Origin of the sequence: Natronoarchaeum philippinense (genome assembly GCF_900215575.1) — an archaeon.
In the GTDB taxonomy this organism is placed as follows: Archaea; Halobacteriota; Halobacteria; order Halobacteriales; family Natronoarchaeaceae; genus Natronoarchaeum; species Natronoarchaeum philippinense.
In genome coordinates, this window is the sequence record NZ_OBEJ01000002.1 from 41,432 (window position 1) to 65,688 (window position 24,257).

26 protein-coding genes are annotated in these 24,257 nt (G+C 64.2%); 5 read left to right on the forward strand and 21 right to left on the reverse strand.

The annotated features are described in order from the left end of the window. Window positions 1–31 precede the first annotated feature (31 nt). Entirely contained in the window at window positions 32–1,024 is a 993-nt protein-coding gene (locus CRO01_RS06885; RefSeq protein WP_097008412.1) for an NOG1 family protein, read from the forward strand. On the opposite strand, the gene CRO01_RS06890 is transcribed toward CRO01_RS06885, so the two are convergent. From CRO01_RS06890 to CRO01_RS06900, 3 genes are all read right to left on the reverse strand, one after another. Beyond that, window positions 994–2,391 carry a DUF389 domain-containing protein gene (locus CRO01_RS06890; protein WP_097008413.1) on the reverse strand — a complete coding sequence of 466 codons (1,398 nt, stop codon included), beginning with the start codon at window positions 2,389–2,391 and terminating at the stop codon, window positions 994–996. The two genes, CRO01_RS06885 and CRO01_RS06890, sit on opposite strands and share 31 nt — an antisense overlap. Before the next feature lie 102 nt (window positions 2,392–2,493). Further along, a complete protein-coding gene (locus CRO01_RS06895) occupies window positions 2,494–3,864 on the reverse strand; it encodes a TIGR00341 family protein (protein WP_097008414.1) in 1,371 nt (456 codons plus the stop codon). A 76-nt stretch (window positions 3,865–3,940) separates the two neighbouring features. Continuing rightward, complete coding sequence (locus CRO01_RS06900; RefSeq protein WP_097008415.1) at window positions 3,941–5,143, reverse strand: aminotransferase class V-fold PLP-dependent enzyme; 1,203 nt, start codon at window positions 5,141–5,143, stop codon at window positions 3,941–3,943. A 110-nt stretch (window positions 5,144–5,253) separates the two neighbouring features. Between CRO01_RS06900 and CRO01_RS06905 the strand changes: the two genes are divergently transcribed. After that, complete coding sequence (locus CRO01_RS06905) at window positions 5,254–5,700, forward strand: pyridoxamine 5'-phosphate oxidase family protein (protein WP_097008416.1); 447 nt, start codon at window positions 5,254–5,256, stop codon at window positions 5,698–5,700. A gap of 47 nt (window positions 5,701–5,747) precedes the next feature. Here the strand turns inward: CRO01_RS06905 and CRO01_RS06910 are convergent, their stop codons facing one another. Next, window positions 5,748–6,161, reverse strand: a complete 414-nt coding sequence (locus CRO01_RS06910; protein ID WP_097008417.1) for a hypothetical protein — start codon at window positions 6,159–6,161, stop codon at window positions 5,748–5,750. A gap of 114 nt (window positions 6,162–6,275) precedes the next feature. Here CRO01_RS06910 and engB point away from each other — a divergent pair, with 114 nt between their 5' ends. Then, window positions 6,276–6,893, forward strand: a complete 618-nt coding sequence (gene engB, locus CRO01_RS06915; RefSeq protein WP_097008418.1) for a GTP-binding protein EngB — start codon at window positions 6,276–6,278, stop codon at window positions 6,891–6,893. A gap of 37 nt (window positions 6,894–6,930) precedes the next feature. Here the strand turns inward: engB and CRO01_RS06920 are convergent, their stop codons facing one another. The 4 genes from CRO01_RS06920 to CRO01_RS06935 form a co-directional block, all read right to left on the reverse strand. Next, window positions 6,931–7,125: a helix-turn-helix transcriptional regulator gene (locus tag CRO01_RS06920; protein WP_097008419.1), complete on the reverse strand. Its 195-nt coding sequence runs from the start codon at window positions 7,123–7,125 to the stop codon at window positions 6,931–6,933. A gap of 2 nt (window positions 7,126–7,127) precedes the next feature. Next, the gene (locus CRO01_RS06925; RefSeq protein WP_097008420.1) at window positions 7,128–7,547 is read right to left on the reverse strand and encodes a DUF2178 domain-containing protein; all 420 of its coding nucleotides are present in this window, start codon (window positions 7,545–7,547) and stop codon (window positions 7,128–7,130) included. A gap of 70 nt (window positions 7,548–7,617) precedes the next feature. After that, window positions 7,618–9,360: a hypothetical protein gene (locus tag CRO01_RS06930; RefSeq protein ID WP_097008421.1), complete on the reverse strand. Its 1,743-nt coding sequence runs from the start codon at window positions 9,358–9,360 to the stop codon at window positions 7,618–7,620. After that, window positions 9,353–10,156, reverse strand: a complete 804-nt coding sequence (locus CRO01_RS06935) for an ABC transporter ATP-binding protein (protein ID WP_097008422.1) — start codon at window positions 10,154–10,156, stop codon at window positions 9,353–9,355. Before CRO01_RS06935 ends, CRO01_RS06930 begins: the two co-directional genes overlap by 8 nt. A gap of 309 nt (window positions 10,157–10,465) precedes the next feature. Here CRO01_RS06935 and CRO01_RS06940 point away from each other — a divergent pair, with 309 nt between their 5' ends. Next, complete coding sequence (locus tag CRO01_RS06940; RefSeq protein WP_097008423.1) at window positions 10,466–10,777, forward strand: hypothetical protein; 312 nt, start codon at window positions 10,466–10,468, stop codon at window positions 10,775–10,777. A 414-nt stretch (window positions 10,778–11,191) separates the two neighbouring features. Here CRO01_RS06940 and ribB read toward each other — a convergent pair whose 3' ends face one another. From ribB to CRO01_RS06975, 6 genes are all read right to left on the reverse strand, one after another. Next, on the reverse strand, window positions 11,192–11,896 hold the full coding sequence (ribB, locus tag CRO01_RS06945) for a 3,4-dihydroxy-2-butanone-4-phosphate synthase (RefSeq protein WP_097008424.1): 705 nt from the start codon (window positions 11,894–11,896) through the stop codon (window positions 11,192–11,194). Between the two features lies 1 nt (window position 11,897). Next, window positions 11,898–12,602 carry a DUF120 domain-containing protein gene (locus CRO01_RS06950; RefSeq protein WP_097008425.1) on the reverse strand — a complete coding sequence of 235 codons (705 nt, stop codon included), beginning with the start codon at window positions 12,600–12,602 and terminating at the stop codon, window positions 11,898–11,900. Between the two features lie 145 nt (window positions 12,603–12,747). Then, window positions 12,748–13,644 carry an NmrA family NAD(P)-binding protein gene (locus CRO01_RS06955; RefSeq protein ID WP_097008426.1) on the reverse strand — a complete coding sequence of 299 codons (897 nt, stop codon included), beginning with the start codon at window positions 13,642–13,644 and terminating at the stop codon, window positions 12,748–12,750. Then, window positions 13,641–13,859: a hypothetical protein gene (locus CRO01_RS06960; RefSeq protein WP_097008427.1), complete on the reverse strand. Its 219-nt coding sequence runs from the start codon at window positions 13,857–13,859 to the stop codon at window positions 13,641–13,643. Before CRO01_RS06960 ends, CRO01_RS06955 begins: the two co-directional genes overlap by 4 nt. 317 nt (window positions 13,860–14,176) lie before the next feature. Then, a complete protein-coding gene (twy1, locus tag CRO01_RS06970) occupies window positions 14,177–15,154 on the reverse strand; it encodes a 4-demethylwyosine synthase TYW1 (RefSeq protein ID WP_097008428.1) in 978 nt (325 codons plus the stop codon). A 106-nt stretch (window positions 15,155–15,260) separates the two neighbouring features. Beyond that, window positions 15,261–15,923, reverse strand: a complete 663-nt coding sequence (locus CRO01_RS06975) for a DUF998 domain-containing protein (RefSeq protein ID WP_179747422.1) — start codon at window positions 15,921–15,923, stop codon at window positions 15,261–15,263. A gap of 279 nt (window positions 15,924–16,202) precedes the next feature. Between CRO01_RS06975 and CRO01_RS06980 the strand changes: the two genes are divergently transcribed. Next, the gene (locus CRO01_RS06980) at window positions 16,203–16,856 is read left to right on the forward strand and encodes a ribonuclease HI family protein (protein WP_097008429.1); all 654 of its coding nucleotides are present in this window, start codon (window positions 16,203–16,205) and stop codon (window positions 16,854–16,856) included. 34 nt (window positions 16,857–16,890) lie between these two features. Here CRO01_RS06980 and CRO01_RS06985 read toward each other — a convergent pair whose 3' ends face one another. The 7 genes from CRO01_RS06985 to CRO01_RS07015 all read right to left on the reverse strand — a co-directional run bounded on the left by CRO01_RS06985 (window position 16,891) and on the right by CRO01_RS07015 (window position 24,158). After that, window positions 16,891–17,145: a HalOD1 output domain-containing protein gene (locus CRO01_RS06985; RefSeq protein ID WP_097008430.1), complete on the reverse strand. Its 255-nt coding sequence runs from the start codon at window positions 17,143–17,145 to the stop codon at window positions 16,891–16,893. Between the two features lie 181 nt (window positions 17,146–17,326). Next, window positions 17,327–17,707, reverse strand: a complete 381-nt coding sequence (locus tag CRO01_RS17150) for a DUF7344 domain-containing protein (protein ID WP_449289586.1) — start codon at window positions 17,705–17,707, stop codon at window positions 17,327–17,329. An 11-nt stretch (window positions 17,708–17,718) separates the two neighbouring features. Next, complete coding sequence (locus CRO01_RS06995; RefSeq protein WP_097008432.1) at window positions 17,719–19,065, reverse strand: bacterio-opsin activator domain-containing protein; 1,347 nt, start codon at window positions 19,063–19,065, stop codon at window positions 17,719–17,721. Between the two features lie 277 nt (window positions 19,066–19,342). Beyond that, complete coding sequence (locus tag CRO01_RS07000; protein ID WP_097008433.1) at window positions 19,343–19,696, reverse strand: DUF4870 domain-containing protein; 354 nt, start codon at window positions 19,694–19,696, stop codon at window positions 19,343–19,345. Between the two features lie 602 nt (window positions 19,697–20,298). Continuing rightward, window positions 20,299–21,117 (reverse strand): IS5 family transposase, encoded by an 819-nt coding sequence (locus CRO01_RS07005; RefSeq protein ID WP_097008434.1) that lies wholly within the window; start codon window positions 21,115–21,117, stop codon window positions 20,299–20,301. Window positions 21,118–21,176: 59 nt separating this feature from the next. After that, window positions 21,177–22,256 (reverse strand): 2,3-butanediol dehydrogenase, encoded by a 1,080-nt coding sequence (locus CRO01_RS07010; RefSeq protein WP_097008435.1) that lies wholly within the window; start codon window positions 22,254–22,256, stop codon window positions 21,177–21,179. A gap of 186 nt (window positions 22,257–22,442) precedes the next feature. After that, window positions 22,443–24,158 (reverse strand): SulP family inorganic anion transporter, encoded by a 1,716-nt coding sequence (locus tag CRO01_RS07015; RefSeq protein WP_218839159.1) that lies wholly within the window; start codon window positions 24,156–24,158, stop codon window positions 22,443–22,445. Window positions 24,159–24,257 lie beyond the last annotated feature (99 nt).

The window sequence follows — 24,257 nt, forward strand, 5'->3', positions numbered from 1 at the left end:
CTTTTTATAGCCAGCCACGCTAGATCGCGCTATGATTTTCGAGGATCTTCCGACGACGCCCACGTCGGAGGAGCTGATCGACAAAGCGTTCTCGCGGGCGGCGCGCTCGGGCCGGTCGAAGCAGGGCCGGGAGGCCCAGGAGTCGATGACACAGACTGCGACGAACATTCTCTCGGACAACCTCCAGAACGTCGTCACGGAGTGGCCGGACTTCGAGACCGTCGACCCGTTCTACCGCGAACTGGCCGACGCCATCGTCGACGCCAGCGACTACGGCGTCGACGCCGGCGGGATCGACGCCCTGCGCCAGAGCCTTTCGGAAGTAACGTGGGCCAGCCGTCAGACCCGCCAGATCGGCGAGGACGCCATGGCGAAGATGCGCAAGGCCGACGAGGACCTCGCACGGAAGCACCGCAAGCAGGCGTTCGCCCGGATGGCCGACGTGGTCGAGGACGTATCCGAAAACCTCCTGCTGATCAACGAGGCGCGAAACGACCTGCGCGACCTGCCCGACATCCGCCCCGACGAGCCGGCGATCGTCGTCGCGGGCTACCCCAACGTCGGCAAGTCCAGTTTCGTCAACGATGTCACGCGAGCGCGCAACGAGACCGCCGAGTACCCCTTCACGACTAGGGGGATCGGCGTCGGCCACTTCGAGCGCGATCACGCCCGCTACCAGATCGTCGACACGCCCGGTCTGCTCGACCGGCCGCCGGAGGACCGCAACGAGATCGAGTCACAGGCCGTCTCAGCGCTGGAACATCTCGCTGATTGCGTGCTGGTCGTGCTCGACGCCAGCATGGACTGTGGCTACCCGATCGAGGTCCAGCTCGAACTGCGCGACGCCATCGCCGAGCAGTTCGCGGACGTTCCGGTCATCACGGTCTGTAACAAGTCCGATCGCTCGACCGACGTGGAGGCCGACCACTACATGAGCGTCGAGACGGGCGAGAACGTCGAGGCCGTGCTCGACGCCGCCGTCGAGGCCGTCGACTACGAGCCCGAACTGCCCTTCGAGGGGTAGTCCGTCGCCAGCCGGGACTGCCGCTCGGCTGCGGTGGCTGCCCGGCCCGGACGCGCCGTCGCCGACTGATACTCGACGAACCGAACCCGGACAGCGACGCGCTCGCCGGTCCGGTCGGCGATCCGCGCCGCGATGTCCTCGTCGAGTCCCGAGTGGTTCCCCGAGCGCGCGTCGCTGACGACGACGGTGACGGTCTCGGGCGTGTCGACCGGCGCCGTCGAGGCGTACTGGCTCCGGACGGCGACGACGGTGAGATTCTCGCGGGTCGGATCCTCGACCGCGTCGACGGCCGCCTGATTGGCCGCGCGCTCGAACGCCATCTGGTCGGCAGTGACTGCGACCGTCCCGACGGCCGCCGCCGCGAACAGCGCACCGACGACGCCGACCGCGAGCAGTTGCCGACGGTCAGCGTTTGCGAGCACGCCGCCCGGCACCGACGCCAGCTCGGTCGTTTCGGCGTCGGGGCGATAGCCAAGCACCCACAGCGTCGCGGCGACGGCGGCGTCGATCGTCACCACCGTGAACGTCACCAGCGCGAGCGTCCCGATCCCGACCAGCGGCTCGCCCCACGCGAACCCGATGCCGGCCGCGGCCGCCGCCGGCAGCAGCGCCGCGGCGATCATCACGCCGATCAGCGACATCGGCCCCTTGGTCGTCACGCCGATGCCCGCGGCCGCGCCCGCCCCGAGCGCGACGGTCAGTGCGATGACGTTCGGCGCGAGGCGCACGCCGATCAGCTCGATCGAACTCACCGCCAGCACCGGCGGGGCAAGCGCCAGCCAGCGCAGCGCGAGGCTCAGCCCGAACGCGACCAGCACGGCGAGCGCCAGCCCGCCGGCCTGCAGGCGCAGGCTCGACAGCATCATGCGCCGATCCCCGAGCACTGCCCCGACGCTCGCGGTCAGCACCGGCCCGACGACCGGCGCGATCACCATCGACCCGACGACGATCGCCGGCGAGTCCGCGAGCAGCCCCACCGTTGCGATCAGCGCGCTCGCCACCATCAGCGCGTAGAACGACCGGCGGTCCTGACTGAGATCCATCGCCTTCGAGCGCAGTTCACGGCGCGGGAGCGGATCGTAATCGTCCGCGAACCGGTCTTCGAGCTCGCGCCACGTCGGCGTCGCCGCGGTCTGGCCGCTGGCGACGACAACGTAGCGATCGACGTCGACGCCGGCCTCGACGAGGGCTTCCAACGTCGGCCTGACGGCGTCGGTCGGTACCGGCGCCTGCACCAGTCGACAATCGCGGTCCCGTCCGGTCGGATCGTCGGCGTCGAGGACGGTGTAGGCAACGTCGCGGTCGTCGAGTGCGTCGAGCGCCGCTTGGCGCACGTCGGCCGACACGAGGACGTAGATGATTCGCACGAGTGAGCACCGGGTGTCCCGGGACAAGTGTGGCGCGACCGTTCGCCGTCGCTCGCTCGTTCCGTGCGTCGAAATGACGGCGTACCGCGAAGAAAGCTCGTCTTAGGCCGCGCCCGCTCTCGGCGCCACCGCCGGCCGACCCATCGACTGCGTCGACGGCTCGAACGCCTCGCCGTTCCCGCGCTGGTCGATGTCGACGTACCGGACCTGCACGGCGACGTCCCGCTCGGAGTTGTTCTCGATTGCGGCGTAGATCTCGTCCGTCACGGCCGATTGCGAGGTGGCGTCGCCGGTCTGCCCGACGGTGACGATCACCCGCTCTTGATGCCGGAACGGGAAGTCCTCAGTCATCTCGATCTGGACCGACAGCAGCTGGTACTGCTCGTACTCCGACTGGTCGAGCAGGTGTGTGAGATCGGTCTGGACCTCCGTCTCGAAGTTCGCGGTCTGGAAACCAGTGACCGAGGCACCGACCAGAAAGCTCGACAGTACGATCATCGCCACCGCGAACAGCCCGGCGTTGCGCAGCAGCTTGCGCTGGGCCGCGGCCTCCTCGAACCACTCGCCCGGCCGGTAGCCCATGTACCACAGCGTCACCAGCCCGGCGAGGTTGACCGACGTGATGTTGACGAGCACGAGCACGGCCGAGCCCAGCCCGGCCAGCGGCAGTCCCCACGCGAGCGCGATGCCGGCCGCCGCCGCCGGCGGGATCAGCGCCGCGGCGATCATGACGCCGACGAGCGCCGTCGAGACGCCGGTCGAGAGGCTCAACACGCCTGCGACGCCGGCCCCGAGCGCGATGATCAGGCTGAGCAGGTCGGGTGTGAGCCGCTCGTTGATCTCGCCGACGCTCGTGAGCATCAGATCCGGCGGCACCAGATGCGTCACTTTGAGTCCGAAGGCGAGCACCGCGGCGCCGGCGATCGCAAGCCCGATGCCGAGCGCCTGGTAGAGCAGCCCCTCGCGGACCAGATCGTCGTCGTTGATCACCGTCCCGACGCTGGCGCCCAGCGCCGGCCCGATCAGGGGCGCGATCACCATCGACCCGACGACGACCGCCGGCGAGTCGAGCAACAGCCCCGCCGTAGCGACGAAGGCGCTGATCAGCGTCAGCGTCACGTAGATCGGGAAGTTCGGCGTCATCTCCTCGGCCTCAGTGCGAAGCTCCTGTCTGGAGATGCGCTCTTCTTCCACGTCGTCGGTGGCGTAGCGCTCTTCGAGATCGTCGAACTTCCGCGAAACCACTGTCTCGGCGTCGACGACGACGGTGTAGGCGTCCTCGCTGACGCCGATGTCCTGTAGCGTGTCCAGCACCGGCTCGACGGCGTTGGCCGGTAGCGGGAAGTAGACGACGCCGGTGAACTCCCGGCCGCTGGTCTCGTCGGTGACGACGTAGTCGACGCCCTCGTCGTCGAGCGCGCCGAGGATCGTCTCGCGTTTGCCCGTCGGAATCGTCAACTGGACGAGTCGCACGTCCCTCCGGAGGTCCCCGACGGGCAAATAGGTCGGGGATCGGCAGACGGCGACGCAAGCAGCGCAGCGGCGTCGATCAGACCCGATCCCGAATGCGATCGAGGACGTACGCCACCTGCTCGTCGGGCAGGCACATCGGGTTGATGGTGAACTGCGCTTGATCGAGGGCGTCGGCGCCGACGAAGATCCGAGGATTCTCCTCGCGCAGGCCGCGGACGAGTTCGGCCGTGGTGACCGGCGCTTCGGCCTCGTCGACCGACACCGTCACCGTCGGCGCCACGTCGGTCGCGGACGCCGCTGCGAGGCTCGTCGAGAGCGCCGGCTCGTCGGCGAGTTCCTCGGCGATGCGCTCGGCGCGGTCGCGCCACTCGGCGGTCCGGGCCTCGTGGTCTTCCTCGACGAACAGTTCGAGCGCTCGAATCAGTCCCACCAATTCCCCCTTGCCGACTTTCATCCCGCGGCCGATCCCTTGGCGCGGGACACCCCCGAGAGCGTCGACATCGACCAGTTCCGCCGGCGGCACCCACGCGTCCGCGGCGGCGTGCATGTCCAACTGCTGGGCCGCGACCGACCGGATGAGGTCCTCGCGCCCGGCGAGGATGCCGGTGGTCTGCGGGCCGCGGATCGCCTTCCCGCCGCTGAAGGCGACGAGGTCGACGCCGAGGTCGATGAAGCGCTCTAAGTTCTCGACGGGCGGCAACTCGGCGGCGGCGTCGACGATCACCGGCACGTCGTTGTCGTGAGCGACCTCGACGACGGCCTCCAGCGGCGGCGTAGTGTACTCCTTTTGGACGTACGCGACCGCGGCGGTGTCGGCGCCGATGGCGGCCTCGATCTCCCAGCGCTCGGTGTTCTCCGCACCCGTCCCAAGGTACGCGTCGTTCGCGCCGACATCGACGAGTTCGGCACCGGCGACGCGGTAGGCGTGGTCGTAGCCCGTCCGGTGGGTTCGGGGAACGACGATTTCGTCGGCCAGCCCCTCCGTGTCGGGCAGCGACGCCATCGCGGCGGGGTCGTCGCCGGCGATACAGGCCGCCGCCGCGAGCGTCATGCAGGCGCTGGCGCCCGAGGCGACGTAGCCCGCCTGGGCGCCCGTGACATCCTGAATCAGCTCGGAAGCTCTGGCTTGCAGGTCGGAGATGCGAGCAAAGCCTTCCGCGGCGCGGCGCATCGCGTCGGCGGCTTCCGGCCGGATCAGGCTCCCGCCGATTCGGGTCTTCGTTCCGGTGGCGTTGATCACCTCCGGAACGTCGAGGTCGTCGTAGACAGAGTCGGTCATACCGGACGGTTGCGGGCGAGCACCTTGAGTCCACTCGTCGGCACCGGCCGCCCGGCCGCCGTCGCCAGCACGACAGTAGTTTCTTCGGGCGACCGATCGAACAGGCGTTCATGCGCGTCGTCGAGAACACGATGGATGTCCCGATCGAGAACGTGCTGGAGCGGCCGCTGTTTTGCTTCCTTGCTTCCGTCGACGACGGTCTCCCCCGCGTCTCGCCGCTGTGGTATCTCTGGGAGGACGGCGTCGTCTGGATCATGGCCGACCGCGAGAAGACCTACGTCGACCGCGTCGCGGCGACGCCGGAGGCCGCGCTCGCGGTCGTCGAGTTCCTGCCCGGCTCGGGCGTCGTCCGGCACGTCGGCTTTCGCGGCCGGGCGAGCGTCGAGCCGTTCGACCTCGACCGGACGAATCGGCTCCTCAAACGGTATCTCGGCCCCGATCCCGAGGCGTGGGACGACCGGTTTCTGCCGCCGTGGAGCGACCGCTGGTGTTTCGTCCGGTTCGACCCCGAGACCGTCGTCGCGCGCGACCAGAGCTACGATCTCGGGGCCGCGTAGCGACACGGCGGATATCGGCGTCGAACGCTGCGACGCCGATTCCCGGGTTAGAGTGTGTGAATCGTCGCCTGCTCGCCCAGTCTGACATCGTTGAACGTCTCGCGCTCGACCGTCGGTCCCGAGCAGTCGCCGTCGGGATCGCCCGGCGACTCGCAGATGTTGGCCGTGAGATCGTAGGGGCCGTGGTTCGCGTCGAGGTACGCTGCGGCCTCGCCATCGATTTGGATCGGGAGTTCGGTCGGCAGCGGGGCGTCTTCCTCGGGGAGGTCCGCGGACAGTTCGCCGTCGTCGAGGAGCCACGTCGCGACAGGCCCTTCGGCGTCGGTCCGCTCGGGATCGATTCGACCCCAGACCTGTTTGGTGACGACGACGCCACTGGTCTGGATGCCGAGCGCTTCGAGACAGCCAGCACTGGCGGCGAGGCCGGTCGTCGCGGCGGCGAGGAGGGTGCGGCGGCGCATACGCCACGGTGTTCGTGTCACCGGATAGGTGTTTCTCTCTTGGCCAGTGGGCGGCGACACAGCGTGTCGGCCCCGAACGCGACCCTTTTCCGCGGCGCCCGCCAACGACGCTCCATGTTCGAGAACCGCCCGAACTGTTCGGACGAGGTGATCCTCGTCGGGCGCTCTAACGTCGGGAAGTCGACGCTGATGCGCGAGCTGACGGGCCACAGCTTCGAGACCGGCGGCAAGCCGGGCGTGACCCGCTCGCCCAATCACTACGACTGGTCCGGCGACGACTTCATGATCACCGACCTGCCCGGCTTTGGCTTCATGTCCGGCGTCCCCGACGACGCTCGCGAGCAGATCAAGACCGACATCGTCCGGTACGTCGAGGACAACGCCGAGAACATTCTGGTCGGCATCCTCGTGCTCGACGGCAAATCGGCGGTCGACATCATCGATCGCCACTCCGGCGAGGACGAGATCCCCCACGACGTGGAGATGTTTCACTTCCTGCGGGACGTGGGCATCCCGACGGTGGTCGCGGTCAACAAGATGGACAAGGTCGACGACGAGGACGACCGGCTGAACGACATCTGTGACCGGTTGGGGTTGTACCCGCCGTGGAAGCAGTGGCAAGACACCATCGCCCCGATGACGGCCAAGCGCGGGTCGATCGGCTCGCTGGAAGACGCCGTTTGCGGGCACCTCGAAGACGCCAAGCGCGACGATCTGAAGAAGTTCTTCTAACTCCGGCGGCTCGTGGTGGACAGGTGTCCCGACCCCCTCACAACTCCGGGTCGAAGATGGCTTCGATCGGGCACTCGAAGTGCGCCGCGAGTTTGAACGCGAGTTCTAACGACGGATCGTAGCGGTTGCGTTCGATCGCGTTGATGGTCTGGCGAGTCACGCCGACCGCTTCGGCGAGGTCGCCCTGGCTGAGTCCCTCGGCTTCGCGTCGGCTGGAGAGATCGTTCTGCATGATTAGGTACGGCGCTTGGCGATGCCGAAACACACGCCGTACAGCAAGAACAGCGCTGAGAGCGTGAGCACGACGCCGGATACTGCTCCCGTTATCTCGACGTGGCCGCCGGCGTCGAGCACGTAGAGTGCCGGAATCCCGCTCAGTCCGAGCACCATCGTGATCATGATCGCCAGTCCGCTCGCGCGGTTGTGCAACTCGTAGTCGCGCTCGTCCTGGAGCGTCGCATCACTCACGACCGGTGCGAGAACGGTGATGCCGCCGCCGATCCACGCCCCGAGTAGGTAGATCACGGCTCCGATAAAGTACCGATCGAGCGCGATCCCGGCGAACAGTCCGAGCACCGCCACGCCGGTGATGCCGTACACGAGTCGCCGGTACGTCTGGCGTGTGAGTCCTGCGTTGGCTGTGGTTGGTGTCACGGTCGCTCCCTTGATGGTAAAGGATATTTTACACCCCGTGTTAAAATTGGCGTTCGCCAGATAGCCGTTTCTACTGCAATCGATAGGTTTCGAGGCGCCGAACCGCACGCCGGTAGGCGACCGGCAGCGCTGCGACGCCGCCGACGATGACGACCCAGCCGAGCGTCTCCAGCGTCCCGGCGCCGATCTCGCTCACGCCGGGCAGCCATCGCGGGAGAAGCACGGCACCGACCGTCCGAGCGGTCTCGTCGGCGGCGAACGCGACGGCGACCACGATCAGACTCAGGACGGTCGAAAAGAGGCTGTACGCGCGTTTGCTCGGCGGCACTGCGCGTCGGGAGCCGTCGAGATTGACGGCGTCGAACCGCGGGAAGACAGAGCCAATACCGGTCGCAACGAGCGCACTCGCGGCGACTGCGGTGACGCTGGCGACGCCGAGCGCGACGAGCACCGGCGGGGAACTGCCTGCCAGATATCCGGCCGCGAGTGCGACCCCCGCTGTCAGGGGCGCACCGACGAGCGCCGCCGCGACGATCGTTCCGTGCACAACGTGGCGTCCGTGCGCCGGAGCGGTCAGCAGCGTCGGAAGCGTTGCGCCCTGATTGCCCAGCGGGTTCAACGGCAACACGGCGCCGGACGCCCACGCGCCGTACCAGACGACGAACCACGGGACGTACCACGGCACCGTCCCGGTCGTCACGGCGCTTTCGACAAAGAGGATCGCGGCCAGCAGCGGCGGTGCGACGAACACGAACTGGAACGGCGACCGGACCGCACGACGCAGCGTCGTGCTGGCGATCCCGCGCGTCGCGGGCGCTCGGCAGACGACATCAAGTGCGGCGTCCAGCCGCGTATTCGGCGCTGTCGGCAGTGCTTCCTCGTCGCTTTCGCTCGCGTGGGGCGTATCGGCCAGCCACGCGTATCGAGCCGCCGGGACCGCGAGCACCGTCCCACCGATGACGACGATCGGCATCAGTCCGCACAAGAGGAGTACACCGGTCGCGTCGACGCCGGCGTTCGGCGTCGTTGCGAGGGCGAGGTGGCCGAACCACGCCATCGGCGGGGACTGCAAGACCGGCTCCAACCGCTCGACGATCGTCAGCAGCTCGCCGGTGACAGAGAGTGTGATATAGGCGAGGCCGAGACCGATTCCGAGAACGGTCACGAGCCGGCTGACGTTCTCCGACCGCCGGCCGAACCCCTTGAGCGTGAAGCCGATTGGATAGCCGATCGCCGCGGCCGTGGCCGGGATCCCGACCGCCGCGACGGCGATGCCGAGGATCGGGCTAAACGAATCGGTACCCGCGACGAGCCCCGCGCCGGCAGCCAGTCCGAGCCCGATCGTGTACACCGAGAATTTGGCAGCAGCCGCGAGCAACAGTCCGCCGACAACGTCGGCTGCCGGACGAATCGTCAGATACTGACCGTCGTTATCCAGGTCGCCGTTGCTTCCCAGCGCGTCGCCGACGAGCAGAATCGTCAGGAACAGCCAGAGGACGCTCGTCGCCGTCACGAGCCATGCCGGCATGACGCCGCCGGCGGCGAGCGACGCGCCGATCGCCCGCGCCGCGTCGAAGGTCTGGTAGAGCAAGAACACGCTCATGACGCCGACCAGAATCGTAAATAGGACCCAGAAGTCCTGATGTCTGACCCAGCGATACCCGCGAAGCAACTCGATCCGCGCGATCTCCAAGCTCTGCCCGAGCGACGGGACGGCGTCTCCGAGCGTACTGTTCCGTGCTGAGCCGTGGCTGTGCGGGCGCGCCGACGTGGGCGATGGGGAGTCCGAGAGGCCGGCCGAGTCCTCAGACATTCGTCTGGAACTCCTCCGTACCGGCGTCACTGGCCTCCTGCGATGCACGCTCGGCTGCTGTGGCGTCCCGCTCGTCGGTGACCTCCAGAAAGGCCGTTTCGAGGTCCCGCGATTCGTCTGCGCGGGCTTTGAGCTCCGCCGGGGGTGCCTCCGCGACGAGCGTGCCGTCGTTGATGACACCGATCGTGTCGGCGAGTTCGTCGACGATCGGAAGGATGTGCGTCGAGAGGAAGACGGTCATCTCCCGCGTGACGAGATCGGCGACGGTGTCACGGACGGTCCGTGCGGCACGCGGATCGAGGCCGCTCGTCGGCTCGTCAAGGAACACGACATCGGGGTCGTGAAACAGCGTTGCGATGATGCCGACCTTCTTGGTCATCCCCGTCGAGTACGATTCGATGCGTCTGTCGGCGTCAGCGAGGAGATTGAACCGATCGAGCAGCGTTTCGATCCGGTCGTCGGCCCGATCGTCGGGCATGCCGTGGAGGCGGGCGACGTGGCGGAGGTGTTCCCATGCGGTCAGTTCGTCGAAGACCGGCGGATCGGCCGGAAGATAGCCGATGCGCTGGGTCAATTGCGAACGGTTCGTGATCGGCACCCCGGCAATCTCCGCGGTTCCGGCCGTGGGTTCGGTGAGAGCCACCAGCATTCGCATCGTCGTCGTCTTGCCGGCGCCGTTCGGTCCGAGAAATCCGTAGATGGTTCCCTGGGGAATCGAGAGGGAGAGGTCGTCGACGGCGGTGTCCTCGCCGTATCGTTTCGTGAGCCCGTCGGCGGTGATCGCATACTCGGTCATGGATGGCCCTCGCTACCCGTAGCAGAACCGCTGGCGGCCGGGAACTCACTACTGGGGCCCGCTTCGTGGTGCTGGATCGTGTGGAGGTTGTCTGGCATGGGGTGTAAACTCCTCTTTACAGTAAAGCATGCTTTACACCCAATGTTAAATCCACCGGTCGCCCCACTGGTCCGGCTACGAAGCGATTTCGGCACGAAACGCACCAGTCGTGTTGCTCGTCGCTCTGGCCCGTGGATGCGGCGGGCAGTTCGTGCTACGTGAGGAAGATCATAGCAATCAATAAGTTATATCGGGTTGACATCATCTCCAATGATCGAGTGGTTCGGCGGCACAGCGCAGGTATTTCAGATTCTCCTTCCGCTGTTCGGTCTCTGCGTCGTGCTGCTTGCGCCAAAAATAACCGACACCAACCGTGCCCGGCGGTACGTTGCTCCAGCGTTCGGATGCTGGCTCGCTCTCCAACTTCTGATCGGCTTGGAAGAAGGCACGCTCGTTTCGTTTCCCGACCCATTCGGGTTCCTCGTTGCAGTGTTGCTGCTGCTCGGGTTCGTCGTACTGATGTTCCGCGGGCTCTTTGCCGCGTGGAAAACGCGAGAAGCGTCCGAGTTCCCGTCGCAATAGCGCCGTTGAAATCAGGTTAATTTGACCTCTCGTCGCTGGAACAGCTGTCAACTAGATGTGCATATTTATTAGCAATATTTATATGTAAACTAATTACTATATGCTAATATGGCATCTGAGTGGGACAGTTTTTGGACAGGGCTCAAAGAACGGCTACTGTTAATCACAGTACAAATGCTAGTTCTGATCGTTCTGGCTGGTGTTTTCGCATATATTGCTACAAATACTTAATTCATCAAAAGCGTCTGAATGCTGTATTACATCGGGCAATCATCTACTCAGAATCAGTCAGGAACGAGGTGTTGAACATATCCTCTGTACCGAACAATCGGCAGGACCAGTCCTGTGAATGGCTGCGGGTTTCAACGCAACCACCGTCACGCAAACCCCTGAAAAGAACGATACCCGGAGACCCTATCCCAGTTGTTCGACCAGCGCCTCGCCCTCGACGAACGGAACGTCGTTCCGGGCGGCGTACTCTCGTGCGGCGGCGGTCGAGAGCGCGTCGCCGGTCCCGTCGTCTAACATCTCGCAGACCACGACCGCCGGGGGCTGGTCGGCGGCGTCGGCCAGCGCGAGCCCGAGTTCGGTGTGGCCTTGGCGCTCGTCGAGCAGGCCGTCGGCGGCCCGGAGCACGTGGACGTGGCCCGGCGCGCGGAACTCGTCGGCGAACGTCTCGGCGTCGACGGCGTCGCCGTCGGTCGCGCTCGCGGCGAACGCGCCCAACTCCGAGATGGTCAGCGCGCGGTCGTCGTCGGTGACGCCGGTAAAGGTGTCGCGGTGGTTGACCGTCAGCGAGAACGACGACCGGTCGCCGTACGCGAGGTGTTCTGACTCGCCGGCGGGGTGGTCGATCACGTCCGAGAGGAAGGGCAATTCGGCGGCGTCGGCGACGGGAGCCGACAGGGCGGCACAGATCAGCCCGCCGGCGTCGTTTCGCATGTGGGCGACGGCGTCGGCATCGACCGATCGGGCGGGGTAGATGATGTCGGTCTCGCCCTCGCGGTCGTCGAAGTCGTGAACGCAGACCGGCTGGCCCTCGCGGAACGCCGCGACGGCGTCGTCGACGGCGCTCGTGGCCTGTGCGTCGCCGGTCTCGATGTGGGTATCGCCGGTCATGTTATCGGTCCTCGACGGTGACGGTGACGGCGTCGCCGTCTTCGAGTTCCAGTTCGTCCCGGAGCTTCTCGGGGGCGATCAGCTCGACTTGGTCCTCGTCGTGGTGGGTGCGCTCGGGCGTGATGACGTGGGTCTCCTCGTAGCGACGCCCGTCCGCGGTCGTGAGCGTCGCGGGGTAGCAGATCGCCGGACCGTAGGTGCGGTCGTCGTCCTCCCAGCCGTCGATCGGCACCGGTTCGAGCGCTTCCAGCGCCGAGCGCCGGCGGACGCTCGCGTCGGTCAGGTCGACGTTGAGCGTCCCCTCGAACGGCTCGTAGCCCAGCCGGTCCTCGAACTGGCGCATGTAGCCCGGCAGCGAGATGTAGTGGCGGCCCTCGCCCATCCCGCTGGTGACGCTGCCAGCCAACTCGACCGACGAGGCGCCCTCGAAGATGCGTCGATAGTCCTCGTACTCGCCGCGCAGGGCCTGCTCGCCGTCGTCGGTGATCTCGATCCACTGTCCGTCCGAGACGGTCTCGCGCTCGACGTAGCCGGCGTCGTCGAGACGCTGGAGACGCCGCGACGCCGTTTGCGTGGAGGCGCCGAGTTGCTCGGAGACGCCCGAACAGGAGACTTTCATCTCGCCGCCGGTGCCGCCGTCGAGAGCCAACAGTTTCAACACGGCCAGTTCGTCGTGTCCGACGGCCAGCGACGCTGCGTTCGACATGCTAGTGCGTTGGGAGCCGCGCCGGATAAGTATAACGAATATGGGATGCGTAACAGATCTGTGAACGAAGCGTCCGTTTCCTGCCGTTGACGTGTTTTGGTGCGAGCAGAATAAACGTCTTCGGGAACGCGCTCGGTGCTGCCGCCTACCGATCAGATGCAGTCCCGTCCTGAGCGGCGGTCCGAAACTCGCCAGCATAGTCCTCGACGTACGACCGAATGCTCCGGGGTGGACGCTTTAGCACGCGCTCTACGTCGTCGGTTACGCGGTCGGCCAGACCGAGCCTCGCAGTCGTGTAGATGCCGACCATCAAGAGCACGTAGCCGAGCGGGTGACCCCGAGAGCGCATCCGGTGGACGAACGCCGGAATCGATGGGTCGGCGTACTGGATCGATCGTCCCAGCACGTCCGAGAAGATCGTCGCAACCTCGTCGTAGCGCAACGCTGCCGGCCCGGTCAGGTCGTAAGCGACATGCAGGTGGCCCGATTCGACGAGCACGCGCGCCGCGACCGCAGCAACGTCCCGCGCGTCGACGAAGCTCGTCGCGCCCGCTCCCGCCGGGACGAACAGCTCGTCGTGCTCGATCACGTCCGGCCGGTGGACCTCGTGGAGGTTCTGGGCAAAAAACGACGCTCGGAGGAACGTGTAGCCGACCCCTGCGGCCTCGATCCGGCGTTCGATCCGGTAGTGTGGCAACAGGCGGTTCCGATCAGCACCCAGCGTCGAGAGATAGGCGATCCGCTCGACGCCGACCCGAGCGGTCGCATCGACGAAGGCGCAGACATCAGCGGTATCGACCACCGGTGGCCGGACGAGAAAGACGGCGTCGATGTCTGCCAGTGCCGCGCCCCACGTCTCTGGACGGTCGAAATCGAACTCGACGACCGCGTCGGCCGCCTCGAAGCGCTCGCGGTCGGTATCGGGGTCCCGCGTCGCAGCGCGGACCTCGCACTCGGCGTCGCGCAGCTCGGCAACGACGTGGCGTCCGACAGTGCCCGTCGCGGCGGTGACCAGCACGGTCCGGGTAGTGTGGTCGCTCACGCCGAGATCACCTTCGGCATCTCGCCGACGTGTACGTCGTTTCTGACACAATCACCGCTGTAGGCGTCGCCCTGAACGACTGTGAGCGTAGGGTCCACGACGGGGAGCTTCTCGGGCGAACGCGCGAACGTGACGGCATCGCTACCGCAGTCGAGCGCCTGTCTGAGCAGTGAGACGCTAGTTCGCCCGGTCGCATCGAACACTGCGATCTGCATACAGGTCATAGGCGGTGAGTTGCCTAATACTTGGCACTTCGAAGCTTCGAAGTAAGAGGTCTGAGGCGGCTACGGTCGGTCGATCGACCCGCACGTTTTTGCGATCTCGCCCGAACTCGATGCCGCGCCGAACACGCTCTCTGCCCGCCTGCGAGACTTCACCGAGGCGGGCCTGCTAGAGCGAGCAGCCTACGACGAGGTGCACCCGTGCGTAGAGCACGAGCCGGCGCCGAACGCCGAGCGCTGTTTCCGGTGTTCGGACATTCTCCTCCGCTGGGCGCACGAGCGCAAACGCTGAGGCGAACGGGCCAGTCCGATCAGTCGCCGACGACCGGATCCCGCGCCCAGAACTCGCTACCTTTGTTCAGTTTCGGAACCCAGGTGTCGGCGTCGCGCGCGAGCAGGGCGACGCGGGACTGGGGAACGTCCTTGATCGTGTCGTGGTCTGGCATGTGCGCCCCGATCTCCTCGGTGAAGGCGAGCACGTCCTCGTGGTCGGGCATCGACGAGCGGTCGAGCCGCCCGCGGGAGTGGCCGACGTGCATGTACGCTTTGAGCTCGACGAAATCGGGGTCGGCGCGGTCGTAGAATGCGGCGTACCAGTCGGGGTCGCGCATGTTCTCGCCCTCGACGAGCGTCGTCCTGAGGACGGTTCGAGTATCGTCTTTGTCCGCGAGCACGTCCATCGTGTCGATCAGACGCTCCCAGGCGTCGTCCTCGACGGCCTTGACCACGTCGTCGAACATCGCGCGGTTGTGCGCGTCGACGCTGACGTACAACTGGGTCGGGTCACAGCGGGCCAGCATCTCGGGGTTCGTGCCGTTGCTCACGAGGAACGTGGTGATGTCTCGCTCGTGGAACTCGTCGATCAGCTCGGGGAGATAGGGGTACAGCGAGGGCTCGCCGTCGAGCGAGATGGCGACGTGACGCGGCTCCATCGCCTCCTCGAACACCTCGCGGGGCACCTCGTCGTTGCCGCCAAAGCCCGAGAGCAGTTTCTTCTGGAGCCGCAGGCTGGCGTCGACGACGGCTTCGGGATCATCCCATTCTACGTCGTCGAGCTCGTAGGCGTGGCCGGCGTGATCCCGCCAGCAGAAGACACAGCGCTCGTTGCACTTGACCACGGGCGTCATCTGGATGCAGCGGTGGGACTCGATGCCGTAAAAGGCGTACTTGTAGCACTTACCCTCGCCGCGCAGGGCGTTTGCGGTCCAGCCACAGGTCTGGGCAGCAGTGTGATTCTCACTGTGGTACTCCGGGTCCGAGACCTGTTTCGGACCGTTCGAGTCGCTCATTGTAGGAGGCATAGCTGCCGAGGCTAAAACGTTCTTTCCTCTGTTGTGCCCTGTCCCGAGTTGCATACCGGAGACTGCCGAAAGCCGGACGCATACGGGCCACTGGTCAGGACGACGCAGCGTCCGTACCAGCGAGTCCCAACAGGTACCCCCCGAAGGCGAGGATCCACAGCACGAGCGGATAGACGACCCAGCGCTCGATTCCGCCGCTCCCGAGAAACGCCAGCGGATGCGGGCCACCGACGACGAGCCCATAGAAGAAGACGCTCACGAGGACCAGAAGGGAGAGCCCACCAAAGAGGCCACAAAGAACGGAGAAGGGCCTAGAGACGACTCGTGAAGACAGGACGACGGTGATTCCGCCAGTAAAGAAGGTGAGAAGCGCAAACAGCCCGTGCCAGGGGGTCACGTTGCCCGGGAACACGCCGACGCCGAAAATGCTGGCGCCGAAAATAGCGAGTGCGACGGGGAAGCCACGCCGATCCACGGCGCGAAAGAGAAAATACGCTGCAACCAGCACGAGTGCGCCGGTAACCAGCATCGTGCTGTTGAAGATCGTCGCGGAGGGCTCGTGGATGATCGGATTCGGCGGTCGCGTCGATCCGAGGTCGCTGATGTCCTGTCTCGTCGAATAGTTCGGATGGAGCACTTCCGCCGTGATGATCCCCATAAATGCGATAAATCCGGACACCACCAAGCTGGATCCCGCGACCGACAAGCTCGAAGACTCGAATTGTGACGGAGTTCCACTCGGATTGGACTCGCTCATGGCCACGTAGACGTACTCCGTTTGAAGATATGACTTCGAGGGCGTGAGGCGACGACGGCCCTAGTGACTAACCCTCTCGATACAGCTACAGCAGCCATTTGGCGCAACCGCTGGGGACCTGACGGCGCCGACGAATCTGCAACGGTCTGTCTACCAACACCTGAAGGGATTATCCCGCTCGACCACCGAGGACCGATATGCAGTGGTGCGCCAGCCACCGAGTGCATCGGGGAGCGAGGGTCAGAGTGGCCGTCACCGACGCCAAACGAGGCAAGTGGTATGACCAGTGATCCCCTTCCGGTCGAACACCTCTCGCCGCTCGCCACGCTCGTCGACGAGGTGCTCGCCGGCCTCGGCTACGAGATGCCAGCAGCCACCGATGCAATCGACGACGCCGTCCCCGGCTACGGCGGCCTGTTCGACCCTGCTACCTCTCCGGACGAGTTGCGTCGCTCGCTCGAACGGCTGCTGGAGTCGGGACTGACTCGCCCACCGATCCCTGAGCCGATTGGTGATTCCTTCATCCTCTACGTTGACGGAAGCTCGCGCGGCAACCCTGGCCCCGCAGGTGCAGGCGCGGTCATCATGGACGCCGACGAGAACCAACTCGCTCGTCTCGGCCGCCCCGTCGGCTCGCGGACGGGCAACAACACCGCCGAGTACGTCGCCCTCCATCTCGGGCTCTCCGAACTGCTGACGCGCTACGAGCCACGGCGGCTGGAAGTCCGAATCGATTCGATGACGGTTATCCGAGACGTTTGGGATGGTGAGGGCCCGACGGAGTCCGGCGTCGAGACGTACAGTGAGGCCGTCACGGCGGCGCTGTCGAGGATCCCTGAGCAACACTACACGCATCTTGCTGATAGCGATCCGAACCCTGCCGACGCACTGGCGACAGTGGGTGCCGATATCGCGGCATTCGGACCGGGATGAGTTGTCGTACTCAAAGCGCTCGGGAGCTCCGGGGCTATCCTGGAAGTAGTTCGACTGCAATCTGCGTACCGTCGATGTGTACCATACAGTCTGCGTACTCGAACATCGCGGTGATCCCGATCCCGTCTCGAACGATGACGTCCAGTGCTTCCGAGTCGACGACATCGAAGAGTGCTGGCAACTCCAAGACTGGTCGGTCGGCCACTCGAGCAACTAGCTCGAGGATCTGAACGTCGACCGCCGTGTCGAGATCGATCTCTACGGTCTCAGCGTCAGGAGGAATGTCCATGTTGGGTATACGCGTGCGGTCTGAATCACCTGCGCGTTGATTCTCCCGTTTAGGGAACCACCCATAGAAAAGAGAACTTCTCTGGCATGAGTTAGCGAATCATCTTCTCAGCACCGGCGGTGCAGTTTTAACTGGATATGGACGTTTCGTGGATCCCGGCGTCTTCAGGAGCGGGCGGATGTCACTCTACTGGAAGCCGATCGTTGTATTCGGTCAGCAGTTCGATAGTCGGTACGATCGTCTCGAATCGCGGCCCGCGACTGACCGTGTCGTCCAGTCGGTCCCATTCGAGATAGCCGGCCGCAGCCAGCCGTGGCAAGTGGTTGTGATGGAGTTCGATCCTGATCCTCTCTGACCGGGGACTACCGGCTACGAAGTCGTCAGGACTGAGCACTGCGTCGGGACTAGTCGCGCAGAGTGCGAGGAGCACGCGTCTTCGGATCGGATGGCTGAGGTGGCCAAACAGAGCGTCCCGTGGCGCTCTGGGGCTGTCAGCTGAACGGTCTATCTTTTGTTTGCTTTGCCGTGTACCCATGATCCCGAGTTGTAGTAGTACTCCCATAGCACTTGACGCTAGACTTCTAGCTCCTCGAAGAACCAACGGACGAGCTTGTCCTCGGCGAGTCGGAGGTGGCGAAGCCACGTTGAGGTGGCAATGTCCATCGACGAGGCGATCCGCTCGGCCTGACTCGAACGCGGCCACTCGAAGTACCCCGCGAGATAGGCGGCGCGCAACGCCTCGATCTGCCGGTCAGTCAAGCTGTCCACAAGCGTCTCGCGGTACTGCCTCGTCGTTACGATAGGCCGATCTAGGCGGCGTTTCGCAACAACTGTCGCGTCGGGGTACTCCGCCGTGAACTGGTTGATGAGTCGCTGCAGGTCCAGATCGGCTCCAAGTTCGGCGACGATGGTCGTCACGCCTCGTTCGCTTCGAATCGACCGACAGCTTGCACCCGCTTCGACGAGCGTCTGCGCTGGCGACCGCTTCGCGGCGAACTCGAGGAGCGTCGACGAGTCGGACTCGAAGACGACGCGATAGTGGTACACCTCCGAACGGTCGGCCATCACGTCCAGAACGTCCTCAGACGATGCACCGACCACCGTGACGTACTGGAGTAGTCGTCCGTTCGACGCCGTAACCAGCCCCTCGAACTCGCACTTACAGTCGAGGTGCTCGGAGAGTCGGTCGAAGACGGCGTCGTCGACCTCGATTTCGAGTTGGATCACCGTATCAGCGGTGAGCGTCTTCTGGTACTGTCTCGTGCGCTTGCGCTGCTGTTCCAATTCTTCCGTCGCTTCGCGCCGTTCGGTGATGTCACGAATCACCGAGAGGTGTCGTCCCGGCAGGATGTTCGGCGTCGCGGCGAACTCGACGATCCGCTGTTCGCCGTCGGCGCGGAACAGCGGGAACAGACCGCGGTCGGCCTCGGAGATCTGAAATTCTTGCCAGGCCTCCTCGAAATCGTACCCGTCCGCGGCGAACTCCGCGATCGTCCGGCCGAGCAGTTCCTCCCGCGGGAGACCGAACAGTTCGCACGCTGCCGGGTTGACCTCGACGTATCGAGCCTCGTCGTCGGCGATCAGGATCGCGTCGAACGCCTCTTCGAACACTGCCCGGTACTGCTGTTCGCTCGCGACGAGGTCTTGGTACTCGCGGCTTCGTTCCGTCGGCTCCGCGGAGACATCTGCGCGCGAGTGATCTGTCGGCGGTGGAAGCCACCACACCCGTTCCCGGTCGCCCACGAGTTTCGTTTCGAGGACGCCAGACTCGGCCAGTTCCTGAAGCGTCTCGTCCGCCGTCGATCGCTCCCAGCCGAGTTCGTCCGCGATTTCGCGTGCCGTGTGGGGCTCTCCGGGCTCCGCGCCTTCGAAGACAGCGACGAGTTCCTCGCCCGCCCGCGAGGGGTCCCCCTTGTCCATACTACAAAGAGGGCCCCGAACTCGAAGTTGTTAGCGGTGCTTCGGGTTGTACTCGGGCGATCAGCCCGCAGTAGACGAGCGCCACGGCGATTGCGGGTCTGAGTAAAAAATATCTCCAGTTGGCCTTGTTGAAATCCTCGCCTTCTGACACAATCAGGATGGCTGTGAGCAATACAGCCAACTACTGAGCGGCTGGTTTACTCCAAATCAGCTGTTGAGAACCCGCCTCGATATGGCGAGTACCTTCGGTAAGTACTGCGGCGGAAATCAACACTGCTCAGACGATATCAGGGACGAAGGGGTACTTCCAGGTGGTTCCACGCTTCGCCTTGATAGTTGCCCATACGCAGAGTACGAGATCAAGGATGAACAGCGAGATGATACCGATGATTGTAATCAGGGCGCTGAAAAACGTATCAAAGAATGCGACGAGCACCAACGCCCCGAAAGCTACGACGAAAATAACCTGCCAATTAAACGCGTTCTTCGCATTCTGCTTCGTGAATTCGTCGTCCGAGAAAAGATACACCAATCCAGTTCCGACAAATCCGAAGAACAGACCGATTAGATGAACTAACGTTCCTACCGTCGTTGTGTTCTCGAAATTTGATTCAGGGCCTGACGTCGCCATGTTAGTCAGACAAAATTCAATTATAATGAACTCTTTGTTTCCTAAGCAGTCGGCTCTGCTGAAATCCTTAATTGATAATATGTTCTCGGGGTCGTGCTGAATACAGATCGCGAATCGGTCAGCCGAAGCAGACGGAACACGGGTTGTAGTTCGGTCAGAACTCCCATTTCAGATAGCATCTCACCGAGGCGGGTGACACCCAGTTCTTCCAAAACTTGTATCAGGTGACGTCGAGACTACGGAGTATGTCTGATACCGGTAGTGGAATTTCAAAACACTACGTGAAGTCGATTCAGTCGGCTGTCGTCTCAATTCCGTTTGCAGTAATGGCTGCACCCTTACTAGGAAATGATAGCGCAGATTGGTATTTTCTCGGCGTTTCTATCCTCTTCGTCTTGTATTCGTTCTTCTCGCTAATCTAGGCTTGAGAGGGACGACATCCGATGAAACTCGCATCATAGACCGTAGGTTGATTCGGTAGAGCAAGAGTGGAACAAACGCTGCCACCGTGCTGCATACAACCTCTGTATCGGTCACGACTCTTCTGACGAGAATCAGAGGGGTTCGACCCATTTCGTGTCCCGTTCATCGATATCCGCTGTTCAGAGTGACTTGTCGATGTTGTGAGTGAGACAGCCGACAACGAGTTCACGGAACTGCTTCCACCAGTGTCGTGAGCGGACGAATGCGCCATATCTCCGTTTGAGACTGGAGTTCACTGTCTCGTTCTGACTCCGTTGGCCATACAGGTCGGCGTCCAGCCGAGCATTCCACGCCTTGTGGAGCGGCGAAAATTCTCGGTGCTTGATGAGAGGACGAACACCAGCGTCGCGGGCTACTGCGCGGACCTTCCGGTCGTATCCCTTATCACCGAGGAGAATTGTCACATTCCCGGCATTCCGCTTGATAAGCGACGGTGCGATCCGCGAGTCATGTTTTCTGGTCGTCGTCACGTGGAGATCGAGGATAGCATTCGCTCTCGTGTCCACGAGCAGTGTTACTTTCAACTGCTGAATCGTCAGCTTCGTCCGCTTCGTGTAGTGTTTCGAGGCGTGACTGCGGTCGAAGCCGGACGCGTCGATCCCGACGACACCGGTAGTCGGGAGAGGCGTGATCGAGAGGTTGATCAGGACACGCCAGACTGCCATATCGAGCCGGTTGAACGCTTTACACAACGTTGAGGGTGACGGGAGTTCGTCCAGATCGATGGCTTTCCGAATACGGGGCATCTCGATGAGTTCGTCGAGGAATGTCCTGTAGGTCGTATTCTTCCGCACCTTAAGACAGAGCAAGACGATGTGCTGGTGGAGTGTGTACCGGCGTTTGGAGAACCTCGATGAGTAGCGGGCGACAACTCGGCGTGCCAAGTGCATCGCTTGCTCAACGAACCGGAGCAACCGTGATTTTGGGAGGGCTTCCATCCGGTCAGATTACCGGACGTACCTGTAACTTCTTGAGGATTTCAACAGAGCCCTCCAGTTTATTCTTCCTCGGGTTTGACGAGGATTTTGACGTGGTCGCTTTCGGGATCGATGAGTCGGTCGAACCCATTGGCGACGATCTCGTCGAGATCGATTCGGCCAGTGATGAACGGGTCCGGATCGAGGCGGCCATCGGCGAGCATGTCGATCACCATTCCGTACTCTTCGTCGGACCGCGGGCCACCGAGATAGGCGAGCGTCCCGGTTACGGTCCGTTCGCCGAGGACGAGGTCGTTCGGGTGCGTACTGACCTCTTCTTCCCAGATGCTCACGATCGTCGTACGGCCGCTCGGAGCCGTGCTCTCGACGGCCGCATTGAACGAGGGTTCGACGCCGGCGACCTCGAAGGAGATGTCGGCGCCACCGCCCGTGTGCGAGTGGATGTACTCGACGGGGTCGGTCGCCGACGGGTCGATCAGTTCCGTGGCGCCACAGTCCGCGGCGCGTTCGCGCCTAGCGTCGCGCGGTTCGGAGACGAAAATCGCTCCCGCACCGGCCACGCGCGCACACTGGATCACCGCGAGGCCGATCGGCCCACTCCCGAACACGGCGACGGCATCGCCGGCTTGGAGTCCGGACCGGCGCACCGCGTGCAGTCCAACGCTGAGTGGCTCGACCAGCGCGCCGTGTTCGACGGGGACGTCGTCCCCGAGCGGGACAGCGTGCTCTGCGTCGACGACCGCACTCTCGGCGAAGCCGCCGTTCCCGCCGGAGAGTCCGATGAACCCGATCGAATCACAGATGTGGTAGTTTCCCTCTCGGCACTGCCGACACTCCCCGCAGTAGAGGATGGGGTTGACCGCAACTGCGTCACCGACAGCGAGGTCGGTCACTGCGTCGCCGACTTCCGAGATGGTGCCGCTGTACTCGTGGCCCATCCTGATCGGTGCGACTTCCTCGGATACTGGGTGCGGGTCGCCCTCCGGAACGAAAATCGGCCCGGCGGTGTATTCGTGGAGGTCTGATCCACAGATGCCGCAGGCAGTGATGTCGATTCGAACGTCATCTGGTCCGACTGCCCCTTCTGTGACCTCTTCGACGCGGATGTCTTTTCGGCCGTGATATGTGGCTGCTTGCATCACGGTCTATAATCGTCTTTAGGAATAGATAGCCGTTGTTACACTCCAGGCGACAGTTCGAGAACTACACCGAGTCACTACGACAAAACATGTTCTTACAGCGGACACGACATCCCTGAGCCATCTAAAGATGCCGACCGCAGTATCATATCGACACCTCCCCGGAACAAGTAGGCCCCGAGTCAGCTAGGACGATCGCTCCGCTCGCCAGCGATCAATGACGCCGTCGACCGATTCCTCGGAACTGACGCCGCCCACTCGCGCCGCAAGCCCGGTTGTCTCGAACAGCTGGACGACTTCGGCGTCCGCACCCGCAAACCGGAGGTCAGTCCCGCGGGCGTCGAGATTCTGCTGGAGTGTTTCGAGCATCTGTGCGGCGCCGAAGTCGACCGACGGCGACGAGGTGAGATCGAAGACGACCAGTTCGACCTCGGCGTCACGACTCCCAAGCCGATCGAGGAGGTCGGTCCGAACCGTCTCCGCGTTCGCGTAGAACAGTTCGGCCTCGACGCGGTAGACGAACACGTCCGGGCTGGTCGTCGCCGCGGGATACAGGTCGAGAGCGACGAAGTGGTCCGTTCCGTCGATCCGGCCGAGTTCGTGCGTCGTCGGACTGCTGACCCGGGCGATCACGACGAGCAACGAGAGTCCCACGCCGACGAAGACGCCCCAGAGCATCCCGACCGTGAGGACGCCGAGCAGGGCAGCCATCGCAACTGCGAACTCGCTCTTGCTCACGTGGTAGAGCTCGCGGAGCGCGGGCACGTCGATCAGGCCCGTGACGGCGACGATGACGACTGCTGCGAGAATCGTCTCCGGGAGCGACGTAAACACGCCGGTGAGAAAGAGCAAAACGGCGACGAGCACGAGCGCGACGACGGCGTTCGTGAGCTGGGTCTTGCCGCCGACGGCGTCGTTGAGCGCCGACCGGGACATACTGCCGCCGACGACGAACCCGCCACCGACGCCGGCGGCGAGGTTGGCGACGCCGTCGGCCAGCAGCTCCTGATTCGCGTCGGGGTCGTCGCCGTGGCGTCGAGCGAACGTCTCGACGACGCCGATCCCTTCGACGTACGAGAGCAGGAACAGCGCGGCGGCGACGGGGACCAGCGATCCGAGCGTCGAGACGTTGGGAATCGCCGGGACAGTCAGCGCGGGGAGCCCGCTCGGAATCGAGCCGACGACGGCGACGCCGCGGGCCTGCAGATTCGTCACGGACACGAGCACGATCGAGAGCACCACGACGACGAGCGCGTTGGGGAACCGCGGCAGGTACCGTTCTCCGAGGACGAGCAACGCGATGCCGGCGACGCCGACGGCCAGCGTTTCGGGGTTCGCCTCACCGAGACGAGTTCCGACGTACCACAGTCGCTCGTAGAACGGCCCCGCCCCGCCCTCGATACCGAACAACTTCCCGAGTTGCGTCGACATGATGTACAGCGCCGCGCCGGCGGAAAACCCCGTGAGCACGGAGTCCGAGATGAAGTGGACGAGAAATCCAAGCCGAAACGCCCACGCGATGACTGCGATGACGCCAACGAGCAGTGTCGTCACGATGACGAGCGACGCGTACGAGGCGGTGGCGCCACTGGCGACCGCGCCGACGCTGCTTGCGAGCAAAATCGCCAGCGCCGAGGTCGGTCCGACGATGAGTTGTCGAGAAGTGCCGAACAACAGGTACGCGACGACTGCCATCAGTCCGGCGTACAGACCGGTCTCCGGCGGCAGGTTCGCCAGCGACGCGTACGCCAGCCCCTCCGGAATAACCGACGCAGCAACGGTGATCCCCGCGATAACGTCCAGCCGAAGCCACGACGCGTCGTAGCGTGGAAGCCACTCCAGCACCGGGAGCACCGAGGACAGTCGTCGGCTGATGCGCTCTTTGAGGGGATCTGTTGGCACCGGAGACCACCTGCGGAGGGGACCACGACGCCTGCTGGCGTCGGCGTATGCGATCGTACGTCGGCATCGCACATAGTACCGGAGCGCCACGGGACTCCA